Annotated in this window: 13 protein-coding genes; 8 read left to right on the top strand and 5 right to left on the bottom strand. The window is 55.5% G+C overall.

Going from position 1 to position 14,789, the window contains the following annotated elements; genetic code table 11:
* The first annotated feature begins 5 nt into the window (after positions 1 to 5).
* The 3 genes from xseA to I2B62_RS11180 are packed head-to-tail and all read left to right on the top strand — an operon-like array spanning position 6 to position 2,319.
* A complete protein-coding gene (gene xseA, locus I2B62_RS11190) occupies positions 6 to 1,226 on the top strand; it encodes an exodeoxyribonuclease VII large subunit (protein WP_195269169.1) in 1,221 nt (406 codons plus the stop codon).
* Positions 1,208 to 1,429, top strand: a complete 222-nt coding sequence (gene xseB, locus I2B62_RS11185) for an exodeoxyribonuclease VII small subunit (RefSeq protein WP_195269168.1) — start codon at positions 1,208 to 1,210, stop codon at positions 1,427 to 1,429. Before xseA ends, xseB begins: the two co-directional genes overlap by 19 nt.
* Positions 1,426 to 2,319, top strand: coding sequence for a polyprenyl synthetase family protein (locus I2B62_RS11180; protein WP_195269167.1), 894 nt, complete (start codon positions 1,426 to 1,428; stop codon positions 2,317 to 2,319). Before xseB ends, I2B62_RS11180 begins: the two co-directional genes overlap by 4 nt.
* Before the next feature lie 316 nt (positions 2,320 to 2,635).
* On the opposite strand, the gene I2B62_RS11175 is transcribed toward I2B62_RS11180, so the two are convergent.
* The 4 genes from I2B62_RS11175 to I2B62_RS11160 form a co-directional block, all read right to left on the bottom strand.
* Positions 2,636 to 4,651, bottom strand: a complete 2,016-nt coding sequence (locus tag I2B62_RS11175) for an ABC transporter permease (protein ID WP_195269166.1) — start codon at positions 4,649 to 4,651, stop codon at positions 2,636 to 2,638.
* Positions 4,641 to 5,417 (bottom strand): ABC transporter ATP-binding protein, encoded by a 777-nt coding sequence (locus tag I2B62_RS11170; protein ID WP_195269165.1) that lies wholly within the window; start codon positions 5,415 to 5,417, stop codon positions 4,641 to 4,643. The genes I2B62_RS11175 and I2B62_RS11170 overlap by 11 nt, the downstream gene beginning before the upstream one ends.
* A gap of 103 nt (positions 5,418 to 5,520) precedes the next feature.
* Positions 5,521 to 6,537, bottom strand: coding sequence for a HAMP domain-containing sensor histidine kinase (locus tag I2B62_RS11165; protein WP_195269164.1), 1,017 nt, complete (start codon positions 6,535 to 6,537; stop codon positions 5,521 to 5,523).
* Positions 6,538 to 6,540: 3 nt separating this feature from the next.
* On the bottom strand, positions 6,541 to 7,200 hold the full coding sequence (locus I2B62_RS11160) for a response regulator transcription factor (RefSeq protein WP_195269163.1): 660 nt from the start codon (positions 7,198 to 7,200) through the stop codon (positions 6,541 to 6,543).
* A 253-nt stretch (positions 7,201 to 7,453) separates the two neighbouring features.
* On the opposite strand from I2B62_RS11160, the gene I2B62_RS11155 reads away from it, so the two are divergent.
* On the top strand, positions 7,454 to 9,139 hold the full coding sequence (locus I2B62_RS11155) for an FAD-dependent oxidoreductase (RefSeq protein WP_195269162.1): 1,686 nt from the start codon (positions 7,454 to 7,456) through the stop codon (positions 9,137 to 9,139).
* Between the two features lie 40 nt (positions 9,140 to 9,179).
* Positions 9,180 to 9,458: a TfoX/Sxy family DNA transformation protein gene (locus I2B62_RS11150; protein WP_195269161.1), complete on the top strand. Its 279-nt coding sequence runs from the start codon at positions 9,180 to 9,182 to the stop codon at positions 9,456 to 9,458.
* A 48-nt stretch (positions 9,459 to 9,506) separates the two neighbouring features.
* Here the strand turns inward: I2B62_RS11150 and I2B62_RS11145 are convergent, their stop codons facing one another.
* Positions 9,507 to 10,892: a glycine--tRNA ligase gene (locus I2B62_RS11145; RefSeq protein ID WP_195269160.1), complete on the bottom strand. Its 1,386-nt coding sequence runs from the start codon at positions 10,890 to 10,892 to the stop codon at positions 9,507 to 9,509.
* Between the two features lie 188 nt (positions 10,893 to 11,080).
* On the opposite strand from I2B62_RS11145, the gene I2B62_RS11140 reads away from it, so the two are divergent.
* The 3 genes from I2B62_RS11140 to I2B62_RS11130 are packed head-to-tail and all read left to right on the top strand — an operon-like array spanning position 11,081 to position 14,777.
* Positions 11,081 to 12,796, top strand: a complete 1,716-nt coding sequence (locus tag I2B62_RS11140) for a Na/Pi cotransporter family protein (protein ID WP_195269159.1) — start codon at positions 11,081 to 11,083, stop codon at positions 12,794 to 12,796.
* Positions 12,796 to 13,728: a thioredoxin-disulfide reductase gene (gene trxB / locus I2B62_RS11135; RefSeq protein WP_195269158.1), complete on the top strand. Its 933-nt coding sequence runs from the start codon at positions 12,796 to 12,798 to the stop codon at positions 13,726 to 13,728. The genes I2B62_RS11140 and trxB overlap by 1 nt, the downstream gene beginning before the upstream one ends.
* Complete coding sequence (locus I2B62_RS11130; protein ID WP_195269157.1) at positions 13,725 to 14,777, top strand: BMP family ABC transporter substrate-binding protein; 1,053 nt, start codon at positions 13,725 to 13,727, stop codon at positions 14,775 to 14,777. Before trxB ends, I2B62_RS11130 begins: the two co-directional genes overlap by 4 nt.
* The last annotated feature ends 12 nt before the right edge of the window (positions 14,778 to 14,789 follow it).

Genomic DNA, 14,789 nt, shown 5'->3' with positions numbered 1-14,789 from the left:
TTCCTATGATTACCCGAGCGCTTAGCGTTACAGAAGTCAATCATTTTATCAAAACCATGCTGGATGGAAACAGCGTGCTGAAAAACCTGATGGTCGAGGGAGAGATCTCCAATCTGAAGTTCCATTCCTCGGGCCATGTGTACTTTTCATTAAAGGACAGCCAGAGCCGCATTGCCTGTGTGATGTTCCGAAACCATGTCCAAAACCTGAAATTCCGGCCGGAGGAGGGCATGAAGATCACCATTAAGGGTGGAATTTCAGTTTTTGAACGCAACGGGCAGTATCAGATTTATGTCCGCTCCATGGAGCCTCAGGGAGTCGGGGCGCTGTACAAGGCCTTTGAGCAGCTCAAGGCGAAATATGAGGCGCTAGGCTGGCTGGACGCCAGTCAGAAAAAGCCGCTGCCGGAGTATATCCACCGGGTTGGGATTGTCACCTCGCCCACCGGGGCGGCGGTCCGGGACATGATCTCGGTTATCCGGCGGCGGAATCCTCAGATCCACATTGTCATCTACCCGACGCTGGTGCAGGGAGACGGCGCGGCCGAGGGCATTGCCAGAGGAATCGAGACCTTTAACCATCTCGGCAGTGTGGACGTGATCATCATCGGCCGCGGCGGCGGATCCATGGAGGACCTGTGGGCCTTTAATGAGGAAATGGTGGGTGAGGCGGTGCATGCATCACAGATTTCGATCATCTCTGCGGTAGGGCATGAAACCGATTTTACCATCGCTGATTTTGTGGCGGATCTGCGCGCGCCCACACCATCGGTGGCCGGGGAGCTGGTGGCCGAGAACCTGTTGGAGTGGGCAGGAGCGCTGACCCAGCTGGAATCCCGGCTGCTGCGGGCCATGAACCGCCACATTGAAAGCAGCCGCGCGTCTCTGGCGCAGGCGGCTGCCCGTCTCCTGAGAAGCGGGCCGGAAAGCCAGGTGGCGGATACCCGCCTGTACCTGGATGCGCTTCAGGACCGCCTGCAGCGGAGTATGCGGCTGGAAATCGAGCGTCAGCGCGGCAAGCTGGAATCGGCCGCTCTGCGGCTGGACGCTCTGAACCCGGCCAATGTGCTGAAGCGCGGCTATGTTCTGGCCGAGGATAAGGACGGCCGTCTGGTCCGTTCGGCTTCGGGGGCGGAGGCCGCCGGAACCATGAGACTTAAATTTCACGATGGCGAGGTCATCGTTTCTGTGATAAAGGAGGAGCCTGAATGGCAACCAAAAAGTTAAAAACAAAAATTACGCGGCTCGAGACCATTGCGGAAGCCCTGGAGCAGAATGATCTAGATCTTGAGAAATCACTGGCCCTTTTTGAGGAGGGCATGAAGCTGGTAAAGGAATGCGGCAGCGACCTGGACGGCATTGAGGAAAAAGTCATGATTCTGACAGCCGATAACCAGGAGACGCCTTATGAAGGAGAGATAGAGGAATGAGACCATTTAAAGAAATCCTGTCGGAAAAAGTAAAGGAAACGGACCACGAGCTGCTCGCCTGCTTTGACCGGAAATTTGATACGCCGGACATTATTGTCAGCGCCATGAAATACAGTCTTTTCGCGGGGGGCAAGCGTTTAAGGCCGATTCTGATGAAGGAAACCTGCCGGTGCCTGGGGGGCGACCCGGCGGACGCCAAGCCGCTGGCCTGTGCCATTGAGATGATTCACACCTACTCATTGATCCACGACGACCTGCCGGCCATGGACAACGATGACCTGCGCCGTGGAAAGCCCACCAACCACAAGGTTTACGGTGAAAATATGGCGATCCTGGCAGGGGACGCGCTTTTGAACTACGCCATGGAAACCGCCATCGCGGGTATTCCAGTGGACCCGTCCAAAACCTTTCACTACACCCGTGCCCTCAGCTATCTGGCCCATTCGTCGGGCGTAAACGGCATGATCGGCGGACAGACGGGTGATATTCTCAGCGAGAATGAGGCCATTAATGAGGAAAAGATGTACTACATTCACGCGCATAAGACGGGCGCGCTGCTGAAGGCGGCTGTGCTCTGTGGCGGGTTTGTCGCGAAGGTTACGGGCGAGGAGCGGGACGCGCTGGAAACCTACAGCGAAAAAATCGGCCTGGCTTTCCAGATTGTCGACGACATTTTGGATGTGACCGGAGATGAAAAGACCCTGGGAAAACCCATTGGCAGCGATGAAAAGAACCACAAATCGACCTTTGTCTCGCTCTACGGCATGGCCTCTTCACAGGAAAAAATCCGCGAGCTGGAAAACGGCGCGCTGGACGCGCTGGCAACCATTGACCACGACACCTCATTTTTAGAGGAGATGGCGAAATACATCTGCCAGAGGGAAAACTGATAAAAAGAGATGATGCGGTGTTTCGCCGCATCATCTCTCAGGCTGTCAAAGGTGTGACACTGTCCGGGACTGCGCCTTTTATCCAGATAAGAAAAGGTGTCCAGGCGCTTTTGTAAACGGCCGGGAACCGTGGGGATTTGCCGGTTCAGCCGGACATTCACGAAAGATCACATAAGCTTTTGTGAAGAAGATACAGTTTCAGGGACAGTGCCCGCAGGACAACCTTTTCTTCCTTAGGTAAAAGGCTTCGTCCCTTAAGATTTTCGGATACGCAAAGAGATGATACGGTGTTTCGCCGCATCATCTCTTTTTGCGTTTAAGCCTTAATCATATTTTTGCTGCCGAAATAGGTGGCCAGGAAATAGCCGCCGTAGATAAGCACCAGGATCAGCGCGGTGACGCTGGTGTTGCCCGCGACATTGACATGGCCGAAGAAGGCAATAAAGTCGTTAGCGACCTTGAGGCCCACAATGGCGTGAATGATGGCGAGGGCCAGGGGCATCAGGAAGTAGATGGCAATCTGGATGAACAGGGCGTGGCGGATCATTTTGTCGTCGGCCCCGATCTTGCGGAGCAGGGCGTAGCGCTCGGTGTTGTCCGAGGCCTCGGACAGCTGCTGAAGCGCCAGGATGGCGGCGCTGGCGATCAGGAAAATAATGCCGACGTAAATCCCCACATAGGAGGTGGTGATTTTCATGGTGGTGCCCTGGGCGTACATGTCTTCTTTGGTGATGGTAAAGAAACCGTTCTGCGGGGTCAGCAGCCCATCGTACTGCATTAAGGCTTCGCTCGAAGCGGCGGCGGGCTCTTTATAATTTATGTTGAGCTGCGCGCTGTAAAAGGGCAGGCCTTGGGCCAGCTCGTCGTTTACGACGAAGGTACCGCTGTTGCTGAACGCGAAGCTGGTGCCGATGGTACAGTCAAGGGCCGGGCCGGCGCTTTCAAGGGCTGTGCCATTGAGAATGACCTTTCCGTTTTGCTCAAGGAAGGAGTCAACCGACGGGGTAACCTGAGGCATGTCGTAAAAGAGCCGGAACTGGCCGTCCTCCAGGGTGATGGGATCCCTGCCGAGCAGGGCCATCTGGGCGTTGAAGTCGGACAGTGAAACGACCGAAATGGGGAATTGTTTAAAACGCTCGAAGGCCTCTCCGGTCAGCATGTTTTTAATTCCCTCTGTCGAGTACTCAAACAGGACGGCGTTGGGCACGTCGCTGCTGCGGTAGATGATCTGGCTGGTTTCGCGGGCGAAGCGGCTCAGGTCGACGCCCTGGGCGGCCAGCGCCGCCGCGATGTCCTCATAGATGGGCTCGTCCTCCAGGGCGGGGTTTTCCGGACCGCTGGTGATGGTGGCGTCAAAAGGCGTTGTCTTTTCTGCCGAGCTTGTGAGCACATCGGCCAGACTGATACCGCTGGACAGGGTGCCGATGGTAAACAGCAGCATGATACAGATAACGGTCATGGAAATAAAGGTGGTGTTGATTTTGCTGTTGAGCTGGCGGAGCACAAACATATTGAGCCCCCGCAAGTACAGCTTTTTGTTGGACTGAACCAGACGCAGCAGGAAGCCGGACAGGGACATGAAGAACAGCAGTGTCCCGACGGAGCCGCAGACCAGCGCGGCCGCAAACTGAGCGTTGATGTTCATGAGACCGTTGTCGATGATCAGGTAATAAGCGGCGCCGATCAGGATGAGGGCGGCGATGAAGATCACCACTGAGTGCCAGAGCTTTTTGATTTTAAAGGTTTCGTTTTTCTTGTCGGCGCTCAGCAGGTCGATGAGCTTGTACTTCGAGATGGACAGGCTGTTGAACAGCATGACCATGACAAAAATCAGGCTGAAATAGAGCACGGTCTTGCCGCAGGCAGCAGGCGAAAACACAAATTTGAACTCGGTAAAGGCGGCCTCAAACATTTTGGCCGTTACCACGGCCAGGCCCTCGGAGAGCAGAAAGCCCAGAAACAGCCCCACCGTCAGAGAGACAATGCCGATTAGGAGCGTTTCGAGCATCAAAATCCAGGACATTTTGCTTTTGTCCATGCCCAGGGTCATATAGACGCCCAGTTCCTTTTTCCGCCGCTTGATCAGAAACTTATTGGCATAGAGGATCAGGAAGCCCAGGATAACCGAGATGAACACCGAGACGTAGCTCATGATCATGGTCAGGCTCTGGAGGGCCTGCTCGTCGCTTGTGCTGATGCTCATCATGGCCTGCTGGGACTCGATGGCGTTAAAGACATAGAACACACACACGCCAAAGGTGAGGGTCAGGAAATAGATGGTGTAGTCCCGGACGCTGCGCCGTACATTGCGGAAAGCCAGTTTAGAGTACATCGCTGTTCCCTCCTCCCAGAAGGCTGACCACGTCAATGATACGCTTGAAGAACACCTTGCGGCTGTCGTCGCCGCGGACAAGCTCATTGAAGATTTTGCCGTCCTTTATAAAGAGGATACGCTTGCAGTAGCTGGCGGTAAAGGCGTCGTGGGTGACCATGAGGATGGTGGCATGGAGCTGTTCGTTGAGGGTGTCAAAGGCCTCGAGCAGCATGCGGGCGGATTTGGAATCCAGCGCGCCGGTGGGCTCGTCGGCCAGAATGAGCGCCGGCTTGGTGATGATGGCCCGGGCGCTGGCAACCCGCTGCTTCTGCCCGCCGGAGATCTGGTAGGGATATTTTTCCAGAATATCGGTGATCTGCAGGCGTTTGGCAACGCTGCGCACCCGCTTGTCGATGGTGGCGGCCGGAACCCTGAGGATCGTCAGGGCCAGGGCGATGTTCTCGTAGGCGTTGAGAGTATCTAACAGGTTGAAATCCTGGAAGATAAAGCCCAGCTGCTCGCGGCGGAACTTTGAGAGCTGGCGTGAGCGCAGCTCGGTGATGTCCCGGTCCTGGATAAGAATGTGGCCCGCGGTCACGGAGTCGATGGTGGATACGCAGTTGAGCAGTGTGGTTTTGCCGCTGCCCGAGGCGCCCATGATTCCAATGTATTCGCCCTTGAGGACATCGAAGCTGATGTCGTCCACGGCCTTGGTGATATTGCCGTTGTTTCCATAATATTTTTCGATATGCTGTACCGACAGGATCGGTGCTGTTTTTTCCATAAGGAACCTCCTTCAAGCACTTGGCTTTGCTTTGATGGTTATAGTATACTGCCATGCCGCGCTGCGAACCATCGAAATGGCTTACGGAAAGCTTACATTTTTGTCACATTTGCTCATGGACCGGAAAGTGAATGGCGGCTGTGGTGCCGCGGCCGGGCTGGGATTCGACGCTCAGGCCCAGGCCCAGCTTCCCGCAGAGCTTTTTACAGAGGTAGAGGCCGATCCCGGTGGCCTTGGAGCTGCCCTGGCGGCCGTTGCTGCCTGTGAAGCCCTTATCAAATATCCGGTCGATGTCCTCCGGCGGGATGCCGATCCCGTTGTCGGTGATGGATAAAATAATCTCCGCGCTGCCGGACATAGCTGAGATGGTGATCTCCGGCGGGGCCTGGGCATTTTCGTCCAGGTATTTTAAGGCATTGTCCAGAAGCTGGCCGAGGATAAAATCAGTCCATTTGGGATCGGTAAAGACCGTCCGGTCCAGCCCGCTGGTGGAAAGCCTGATCTTCCGGCTGATAAAGGTTTTGGCAGTCTTCCGGAGGACCGGGTTTACCAGGTCCTGAAGCAGGGTCCGCCTGATCACGTAGTCCTTTTCGACGCCGCTGCTGCGGGAGTAAAAGAGGGCCTGGTTCACATAGCCCTCGATCTGGTCGATCTCCTCGCCGATGGAGAGCGTCACGGGATTCTGGTGGTTCTCGATGATGAGCCCGGCGGAGGCGATGGGGGTTTTGACCTCGTGCACCCAGGTCTCAATGTATTCCCGGTACGCGTTTGAGCTGTGGCGGTAGACGGCGATCTCGTCGTTCATGCTCTTGCTGGCCGCTTTCAGGACGTCGTACAGAATACGGCCCTCGTATATGGCGGGCCGGCTGATCAGCTCGGACAAAAGGTATTTTTTGTCGAGCCGGTCCAGCTTTTGGCAGACATCCTTGTAAAAATGGGCTTTCATGAAATACTCGGCCAGAAAAATAAGGGCCAGGGCAAAGCCGAGCACCAGCATGAGGTACAGCCGGGAGCCCCTGTCCACCCGCAGCAGCTCCAGACTGAAGCCCATAAAGAGCAGCAGTACAGCCGAAACCGCCAAAAACAGAAGCTTGTCCTTGACATAATCCAGAAAACGCATGGCTCACACCATATAGCCCTGGCCGCGCTTGGTTACCAGGTAGTCCTTCAGCCCGATTTCACCGATCTTGCGGCGCAGGCGGTTGATGTTAACCGTGAGGGTATTGTCGTCCACAAAGGCGTCGGACTGCCAGAGGGCGTTCATGATGGCCTCGCGGGAGACGATTTCGTTCTTGTGGGACAGCAGCAGCCTCAGTATCCCGGCTTCGTTCTTTGTGAGCTCGGTCTCGCCGCCGGCGGACAGGATCACGCTGCGGGAGAGGTCCAGGGTGAGGCCGTTATGGGTCATGGTGGAGCCCCCGGCCGGATTGGCTCTTTTGAGCACAGAGGCGATGCGCGCCAGAAGGATCTGTGTGTTGTAGGGCTTGGTAATATAGTCGTCCGCGCCCAGGTTCATGCTCATGAGCTCATCAAACTCGCTGTCCCGGCTGGTAACGATGATGATGGGTACCTCGGACTGCTTTCGGATTTCGCGGCAGATGTAGTACCCGTCGTAAACGGGCAGGTTGATGTCCAGCAGGATGAGGTCCGGCAGGTCTGCCAGGGTGGATTCCACAATGTGGTCAAGGCTGTCCGGAAGGACAGGCTCATAGCCATAGCGGCTCAGAAACTCGCTGAGCTCCCGGCGGATTTTGGGATCATCCTCGATGATCATAATTCTCATACAAAGCCTCCTTAAGATCATTGGTCTTTTTATCTTATCATGAACACTGGCCGGGTTTCATTAACTTTTTTCAATTACTTTGGAAAAGCGGCGGCTCACATTGACAGATGTTTCTTTTAAACGTATAATGTGCATATTATGAAAAAATAGCAACTTGTTTTTATTTGCAGTAAAGTTGGGTATAAAAGTGTCATAAGTTCAATAACCATGTCATAATCTCGACATGGGAACGCACTTCTGAGGAGGAAGTTAGATGAAGAAAATACTGATCATCGGCGGGATGACCGGCGGTGCTTCGGCCGCGGCGAGGCTGAGACGTTTGAGCGAGGAGGATGAGATCATCCTGTTTGAGCGGAGCGGGCATATTTCTTATGCTGGCTGCGGCCTTCCGTACTACATCGGGGACGTTATCGGTCGGCGGCAGGCGCTGTTTGCCGAGACAGCCCCAGGGCTTGCGAAGCGTTACCGTCTGGATATCCGTTGTGGCAGTGAGGTGCTGTCCATCAACCGGGACAACAAGAGCGTGCTGGTACAAAACCTGGAGACGGGCGAGACCTATGAGGAACGTTATGACAAGCTGATCCTCTCGCCCGGGTCCCGGCCGGCTGTGCCGGAGCTGCCGGGAATGGACGCTGCGGACAACGCCTTTACCCTGAAGGAGGTCCGGGACGCCGACGCGCTTAAGAAAGCGTGCGCAGCCCTCGCCCCTGAGCGCGCAGTCGTGATCGGCGGCGGCTTCGCGGGCGTTGAGATGGCTGAAAACCTGAGCCGGCTGGGCCTGGCGGTGACCATTGTCGAAAAAAGACGGCAGCTTCTGGGAGCTTTTGATTTTGAAATGGCCCAGATACTGCACCGCACGCTCAATGCCCACGGCGTGGGCATTATTCTGGAGGATGGCGCAAGCCGCTTCGAGAATGAGGGCAGAATCCTGGTGCTGGAGTCGGGACGTGCGCTGGAGTGTGATTTGGCAGTGCTGACCACGGGGGTGAAGCCTGAAAGCGGACTGGCCCGGCGGGCGGGCCTCAGAGTCAACGAGGCCGGCTACATTGTCACCACCCAGACCTACGCTGCCCTGGACGCGGACCTGCTGACCCCGGTGGACGGCATTTACGCCATCGGCGACGCCATCCAGGTACAGAACTTTGTGGACAAGCAGCCCTACGCGGCGGCGCACGCGGGACCGGCCAGCCGGCAGGGACGCGTGCTCGCGGACCATCTGGCAGGTCTGCCTACAGTCAACAATGGCCTCCAGGGAACTTCCATCCTCAAAATTTTTGATCAGACAGCCGCTGTGACGGGAAATAATGTTGCCCGTCTTAAAAAAATGGGTATTTCTTATCAGGAGGTACACGCGCACCGGCTGTGCCACGCAGGTTATTATCCCGGAGCCTCGCTCATTGATCTGAAGCTTATCTATGATCCCAAAACCCTCAAAATCCTCGGTGCGCAGGCAGTGGGGAAAGAGGGAGTCGACAAACGGATCGATGTGATCTCGACGGCTATGCGCCTGGGCGCAACCATTAGGAATCTCGCCTGTCTGGAGCTCTGCTACGCGCCGCCCTATTCCACAGTCAAGGACCCTGTGAACATTCTCGGCACCATCGCCGGGAATATCAGCGAGGGTATCTACAAAACCATTGGCTGGGATGAGGTGGACGGTGTGGTGGCAGAAGGCGGTTTTCTGCTGGATGTAACGACGCCGCAGGAGTATGAAAACGGCCATATCGACGGCGCGGTCAACATTGAGCTGGACGCGCTGCGGGAACGCCTTGATGAGCTGCCCCAGGAACGTGAGCTGCCGCTGTATGTGTACTGCCTGGCCGGGCAGCGCGCTTATACGGCGATCCGGCTTTTGCGGGGCTGCGGTTATAATAACCTTTATCTTTTATCCGGCGGTTACGCCACCTATTGCGATGGCCGATACCAGCCGGACGCGTAATGAAATTTGAATAATCGATGATATAAATGGAGGAACAAAAATGAACGAACTGGATCAGATTAAAGAATTACACGACATGTTAAACATCGGTCTTGGCTTTGAAAAGGACCTGAAAAAAGTGGGAATCAACACCCCGGACGATCTGCGCAAGCTGGGCAGCAAGGAAGCTTTCCTCCGTCTTAAACGGGGCGGTGTCCAGAATTTGAACCTCAATAAGCTGGCGGCCCTGGAGGGGGCGATCCGAAACATAAAAAAATATGCCCTGGACGAGCCGACCAGAGAGGATATGGAAGAATTTTACATGACCTATGAGCTTTAAAAAAGAGATGATGCGGCGAAACGCCGTATCATCTCTTTTTTTTAAAAGCTAGAAAGCCATTTTCTGTTCGATATAACCCACCACCTCGGAGATGGGCAGACGGATCTGCTCCATGGTGTCCCGGTCACGCAGGGTGACGGCGTTGTCCTCCTGGGTGTCAAAGTCGACGGTGATGCAGAGCGGAGTGCCGATTTCATCCTGGCGGCGGTAGCGCTTGCCGATGCTGCCGGCTTCGTCGTAATCCACCATGAAGTGCTTGGCCAGCTCGGCGTAGACCTCAGTGGCCTTTTCACTGAGCTTTTTGGATAGCGGAAGCACTGCGGCCTTGTAGGCGGAAAGGGCCGGGTGAATCTTCATGACGTTTCGTTCCTCGCCGTTTTCAAGGGTTTCCTTTTCCATGGCGTTGCACAGGAAGGCCAGGAACATACGGTCAGCGCCCAGGGAGGGCTCGATGACGTAGGGCAGGTATTTTTCATTGGTTACCGGATCCTGGTACTGCATATCCTTACCGGAAACATTCTGGTGCTGTGTGAGGTCGAAGTCGGTACGGTCTGCGATACCCCAGAGCTCGCCCCAGCCAAAGGGGAACAGGAACTCGACGTCGGTGGTGGCGTTGGAGTAGTGGGACAGCTCCTCTTTTTCGTGGTCTCTGAAGCGGAGGTTTTCTTCCTTCATGCCCAGGGCGTACAGCCAGTCGCGGCAGAAGTCCTTCCAGTAGGCAAACCATTCGAGGTCGGTGCCAGGCTCGCAGAAGAACTCAAGCTCCATCTGCTCAAACTCACGGGTTCTGAAGATGAAGTTCCCGGGGGTGATCTCGTTGCGGAAGGATTTACCGATCTGTCCGATCCCGAAGGGGATCTTTTTGCGGGTGGTGCGCTGTACATTCTTAAAGTTGACGAAAATACCCTGGGCAGTTTCGGGCCGCAGGTAAATCTCGGATGAGCTGTCCTCGGTAACGCCCTGGAAGGTTTTAAACATCAGGTTAAACTGGCGGATATCGGTAAAATCCTCAGCGCCGCACTCGGGGCACTTGATGTGGTTTTCACGGATAAAGTCCATCATTTTTTCGTTGGACCAGCCGTCCACGACGGTGTCCTCGCCCTTTTCGTGGAAATAATCCTCGATCAGCTTATCGGCGCGGAAACGGGTTTTGCAGCTCTTGCAGTCCATGAGCGGGTCGTTGAAGCCGCCCACATGGCCAGACGCGACCCAGGTTTTAGGATTCATCAGAATCGCGGCGTCAAGGCCGACATTATAAGGTGATTCCTGGACGAATTTCTTCCACCAGGCTTTTTTTACATTATTTTTCATTTCGACCCCGATCGGGCCGTAGTCCCAGCTGTTGGCGAGACCATCATAAATTTCAGACCCCGGAAAAACGATTCCTCTCATTTTTGCCAGGCTGACAATTTCATTCATTGTGAATGCAGACATAGTATCCTCCTACAAATTTTCGTTTATCCTATTATTTTACCACAGTTTCTCTCAAAAAACAGTGCCTAAAAATAATTTCTGAAAAAGTAAATTTGTTGTTAAAAAATAGTACGTTTAGTGTTAAAATAGCTATAAGTGTGTTTAAGCAAAAGTACAGAAAACGAGATTATGCTTATGTGGAGGAAAGTATGACATTATCGATGTTTATTGGTCTTTTTGGGGGCCTGGGGATGTTTATCTACGGGATGCATCTCATGAGTGAGGGCTTAAAGATTGTTGCCGGTAATAAGATGAAGCATCTTTTGGAGATTTTGACGAACAACCGCTTCAAGGCGGTGCTGTGCGGGATCATTGTCACCATTATGGTCCAGAGCTCCAGCACCACGACCGTTATGGTGGTTGGTTTTGTCAACGCGTCGCTGATGACGCTGACCCAGGCGGCTGGGATTATTCTGGGGGCCAACATCGGGACCACCGTCATGGCCCAGCTCATCGCCTTTAACGTGACTGCGGTCGCACCCTTCTTTATCGGGGTCGGGACCTTTATGGCCCTGTTCGCCAAAAAGAAAAGCGCCCGCGATCTGGGCAGTATCCTGCTGGGCTTTGGGATTTTGTTCTTTGGCGTTAACCTGATGTCCTCGACCATGGAGCCGCTGAACGACAGCCCCGAGTTCATAAGGCTGCTGACCACCTACGGCAAAAACCCGATTTTTGGCCTGCTGCTGGGCACGGTGATCACCGGGATCATGCAGAGCTCCGGCGCGACCCTCGGCCTCCTGCAGGCCCTGGCCATCTCCGGCGTGTTTGCCGGCGTGGGCGGAACAGACGCGGTGCAGATCTGTATCCCCATCATGATCGGGACCAACATCGGGACCTGTGTCACTGCCCTTCTGTCCAGCATCGGCACGTCCACCGCTGCCAGAAACGCGGCCTTTATCCACCTGTTCGTGAATATTTTCGGCGCGGTCTGGGTAATGATAGTACTGGGTATTATCGACGCCGTTGCGGTTGTGAATCCGATCTATGAGCTGATTGTCAATATTTCCGGAACCACCATCACCGAAACCGGCCAGGTGCTGCCCAATGTCGCGCGCCAGATCGCCATGTCGCATACCTTCTTTAACGTGGCCAACACCATTGTGCTGCTGCCCATTATCGACCGCTTTGTGGCGCTGCTGGAAAAAATGTTTCCGACAGCCGAGGAGGAAAAAGGCCTGCAGCTGGACGAACGTCTGCTCAACAACCCGTCGGTTGCCCTTGGCCAGGTTGGCAAGGAGGTTATCCGGCTGAGTGAGATGGCAAAGAAAAACTTTAAAACCGCCTGCGACGCGGTGATGACCGGCGATGAAAAGCTGATTGAAAAGATTGTCGAGCGCGAGGAGCGGATCGACGAGTTCGAGCATGGTATCATGGACTTTACCGTCAGGCTTTCAAACATGAACGTGTCGGAGCAGGAAAATGACCGTCTGGCTTTCTACCTGAAGGGGAGCCACGACCTCGAACGTATCGGCGACCACGCTGAAAACATCAGCGAGCTGGCCGAAATGAAAAACCGTGAAAAAATTACACTGAGCGATGTGGCCACAGCGGATCTGGAAAACCTCATCGAGTACACCAACCGGACGCTGAGCGATGTGACCCAGATGATTGAGACAGAGGACAGAAGCCTCTGCGAACGGGTCCTGAGCGAGGAGGACCAGATTGATACGCTGACCGATAAGCTCAAGAATGAACATATCCGCCGCCTGAACAAGGGACAGTGCAACGCCTACGCGGGCGTGGTCTACCTTGATCTGCTGGCGAACATTGAACGCGTCGGCGACCATGCTTCCAATATTGCCAACGACATATTGGACTTGAAGGAGCAGCGCAGCGTTAACAAAATTGAGGAGGTAATCTACTGATGCTTTACGATATTATTATCATTGGAAGCGGCCCGGCCGGCCTGTCTGCCGGTCTTTACGCCGCCAGAGGGCAGATGCGTACCCTGATTCTGGAAAAGGGCGGCCTTGGCGGGCAGATCGCCACAAGCTGGGAGGTCGAAAATTATCCCGGCGCGCCGGCGGACACCACGGGTCCTTCCCTCACCGAGAGGATGAAGGAGCAGTGTGTTAATTTTGGCGTTGAGTTCCAGACCGAGGAATTCAAATATTTTGAAAAAACAGGCCAAACCTTTGAGGTCACCACCAGCAGCACGGTTTACCAGACCAGGACGATTATCGTGGCGACTGGTGCGCAGCCAAAGCTGCTGGGCTGCCCGGGTGAGCTCGAGTTCCGCGGACTGGGTGTTTCTTACTGCGCCACCTGTGACGCCAATTTCTTCAGAAATCTCGAGATCGCTGTGGTCGGCGGTGGCGATACCGCCATCGAGGAGGCCATCTACCTGACCAAATTCGCCTCCAAGGTCACGGTGATCCACCGCCGGGACAAGCTGCGGGCCGCCAAGGTGCTGCAGGAGCGCGCCATGGAAAATGAAAAAATCCATTTTATATGGGACAGCGTGGTCGAGGAAATCAAGGGCGACGGCCTGGTGCAGAGCATGGTGGTCAAAAATGTGAAGGACGGCGCGATGACCGAGCTTCCGGTGCAGGGGGTCTTTGTCTATGTGGGGCAGATTCCACACACCCAGTATTTTGTTGGCACCCTGGAAAAGGACGCACGGGATTACCTCATCACCGATGAGGACATGTACACCAACATCCCGGGGGTTTTTGCGGCAGGCGACGTGCGCCGGAAATCCCTGCGCCAGGTGGTAACCGCGGCGGGCGACGGCGCCATCGCGGCGGTGAGTGCCATCAAATACATTGAGGATTACTCGGAGGCGGCCGGGTCATGAGACGGCTGGCCGCAGCGGTCCTCATACTGGCCCTGGCCCTCGGCTTTGGCGGCTGCCAGTCCAGGGGCGGCGGAACAGCCAGTGAGGAGCCGGTGATCATGTTCGCAGCCGGCGTGGGCGGCATTGAGGACGGCTCCTTTAACAGCAGCATCATCAACGGTCTGCGCAAGGGCGCGCGGGAGCTCAAGTATGACCTCAAGATTCTCCAGAGCGCAACGGACGCTCAGTATGAGGACAACCTCAAGGCGGCGATCCAGGCAAAGCCGGCCATGATCATTGGCGTCACGGGCCACAGCGACCAGCTGCTGGCCGCGGCAGCCCAGAACCCGGACATCCACTTCGCGCTGATTGACGGGGACACCCCTAAAAGCGCGGAGACGGACCTGCCCGCGAATTTTGTCTCGATGAACTTTGACAATGCCGGGGGCGCTTTTCTGATGGGTGTTCTGGCGGCGTCGGCCGATGACACGGACGGTGTTCAGGGCTTTATCGGCGGTATGGACCTTCCAGTGGTCAAAAGCGCTGAGATCGGCTACCGGGCCGGGGTCAAGGCAGTGGCGCCGGGCAACACGGTGGTGAGCGGCACGGTCGGCAGCTTTGACGACGCTGAGAGGGCCGGGCAGGTGGCAGGAGAGCTGCGCGGCCAGGGCGCCGGGGTGGTCTTTGGCTTCGCGGGCGGCTCGAATATCGGCGTGATCGAAAGCGCCGCAGCTGGGGGCTACTGGTTCATCGGTGTGGATCAGGACCAGGCGGTCGTTTATCCGCAGTTCGCGCCGACGATTTTGTGCTCGATGGTTAAAAATGTTGATACCGCGGCCTATGACGCCGCGAAAATGCAGATGGACGGCAGCTTCAAAGGCGGTATCGCCGAGTATGGCGTGGGCAACGGGGGCATCACCCTGGGCAGCGCCGGTGGCAACATTACCCCAGAGCTTCAGGCCGTCTATGACACATGGCAGAAGGCAGTGGCGGACGGAAGCATCAGGGTGCCTGAAACCCAGGCGGAGCTGGACGCCTTTGGCGTGAGCGCTGAAAGCGAAGCGGAATGAGAAAAGAGATGA

It is taken from the genome of Eubacterium sp. 1001713B170207_170306_E7, assembly GCF_015547515.1.
In the GTDB taxonomy this organism is placed as follows: Bacteria; Bacillota; Clostridia; order Eubacteriales; family Eubacteriaceae; genus Eubacterium.
Note: the sequence above shows the minus strand (reverse complement) of the source record. Positions and strands in the feature narration are given on the sequence as shown.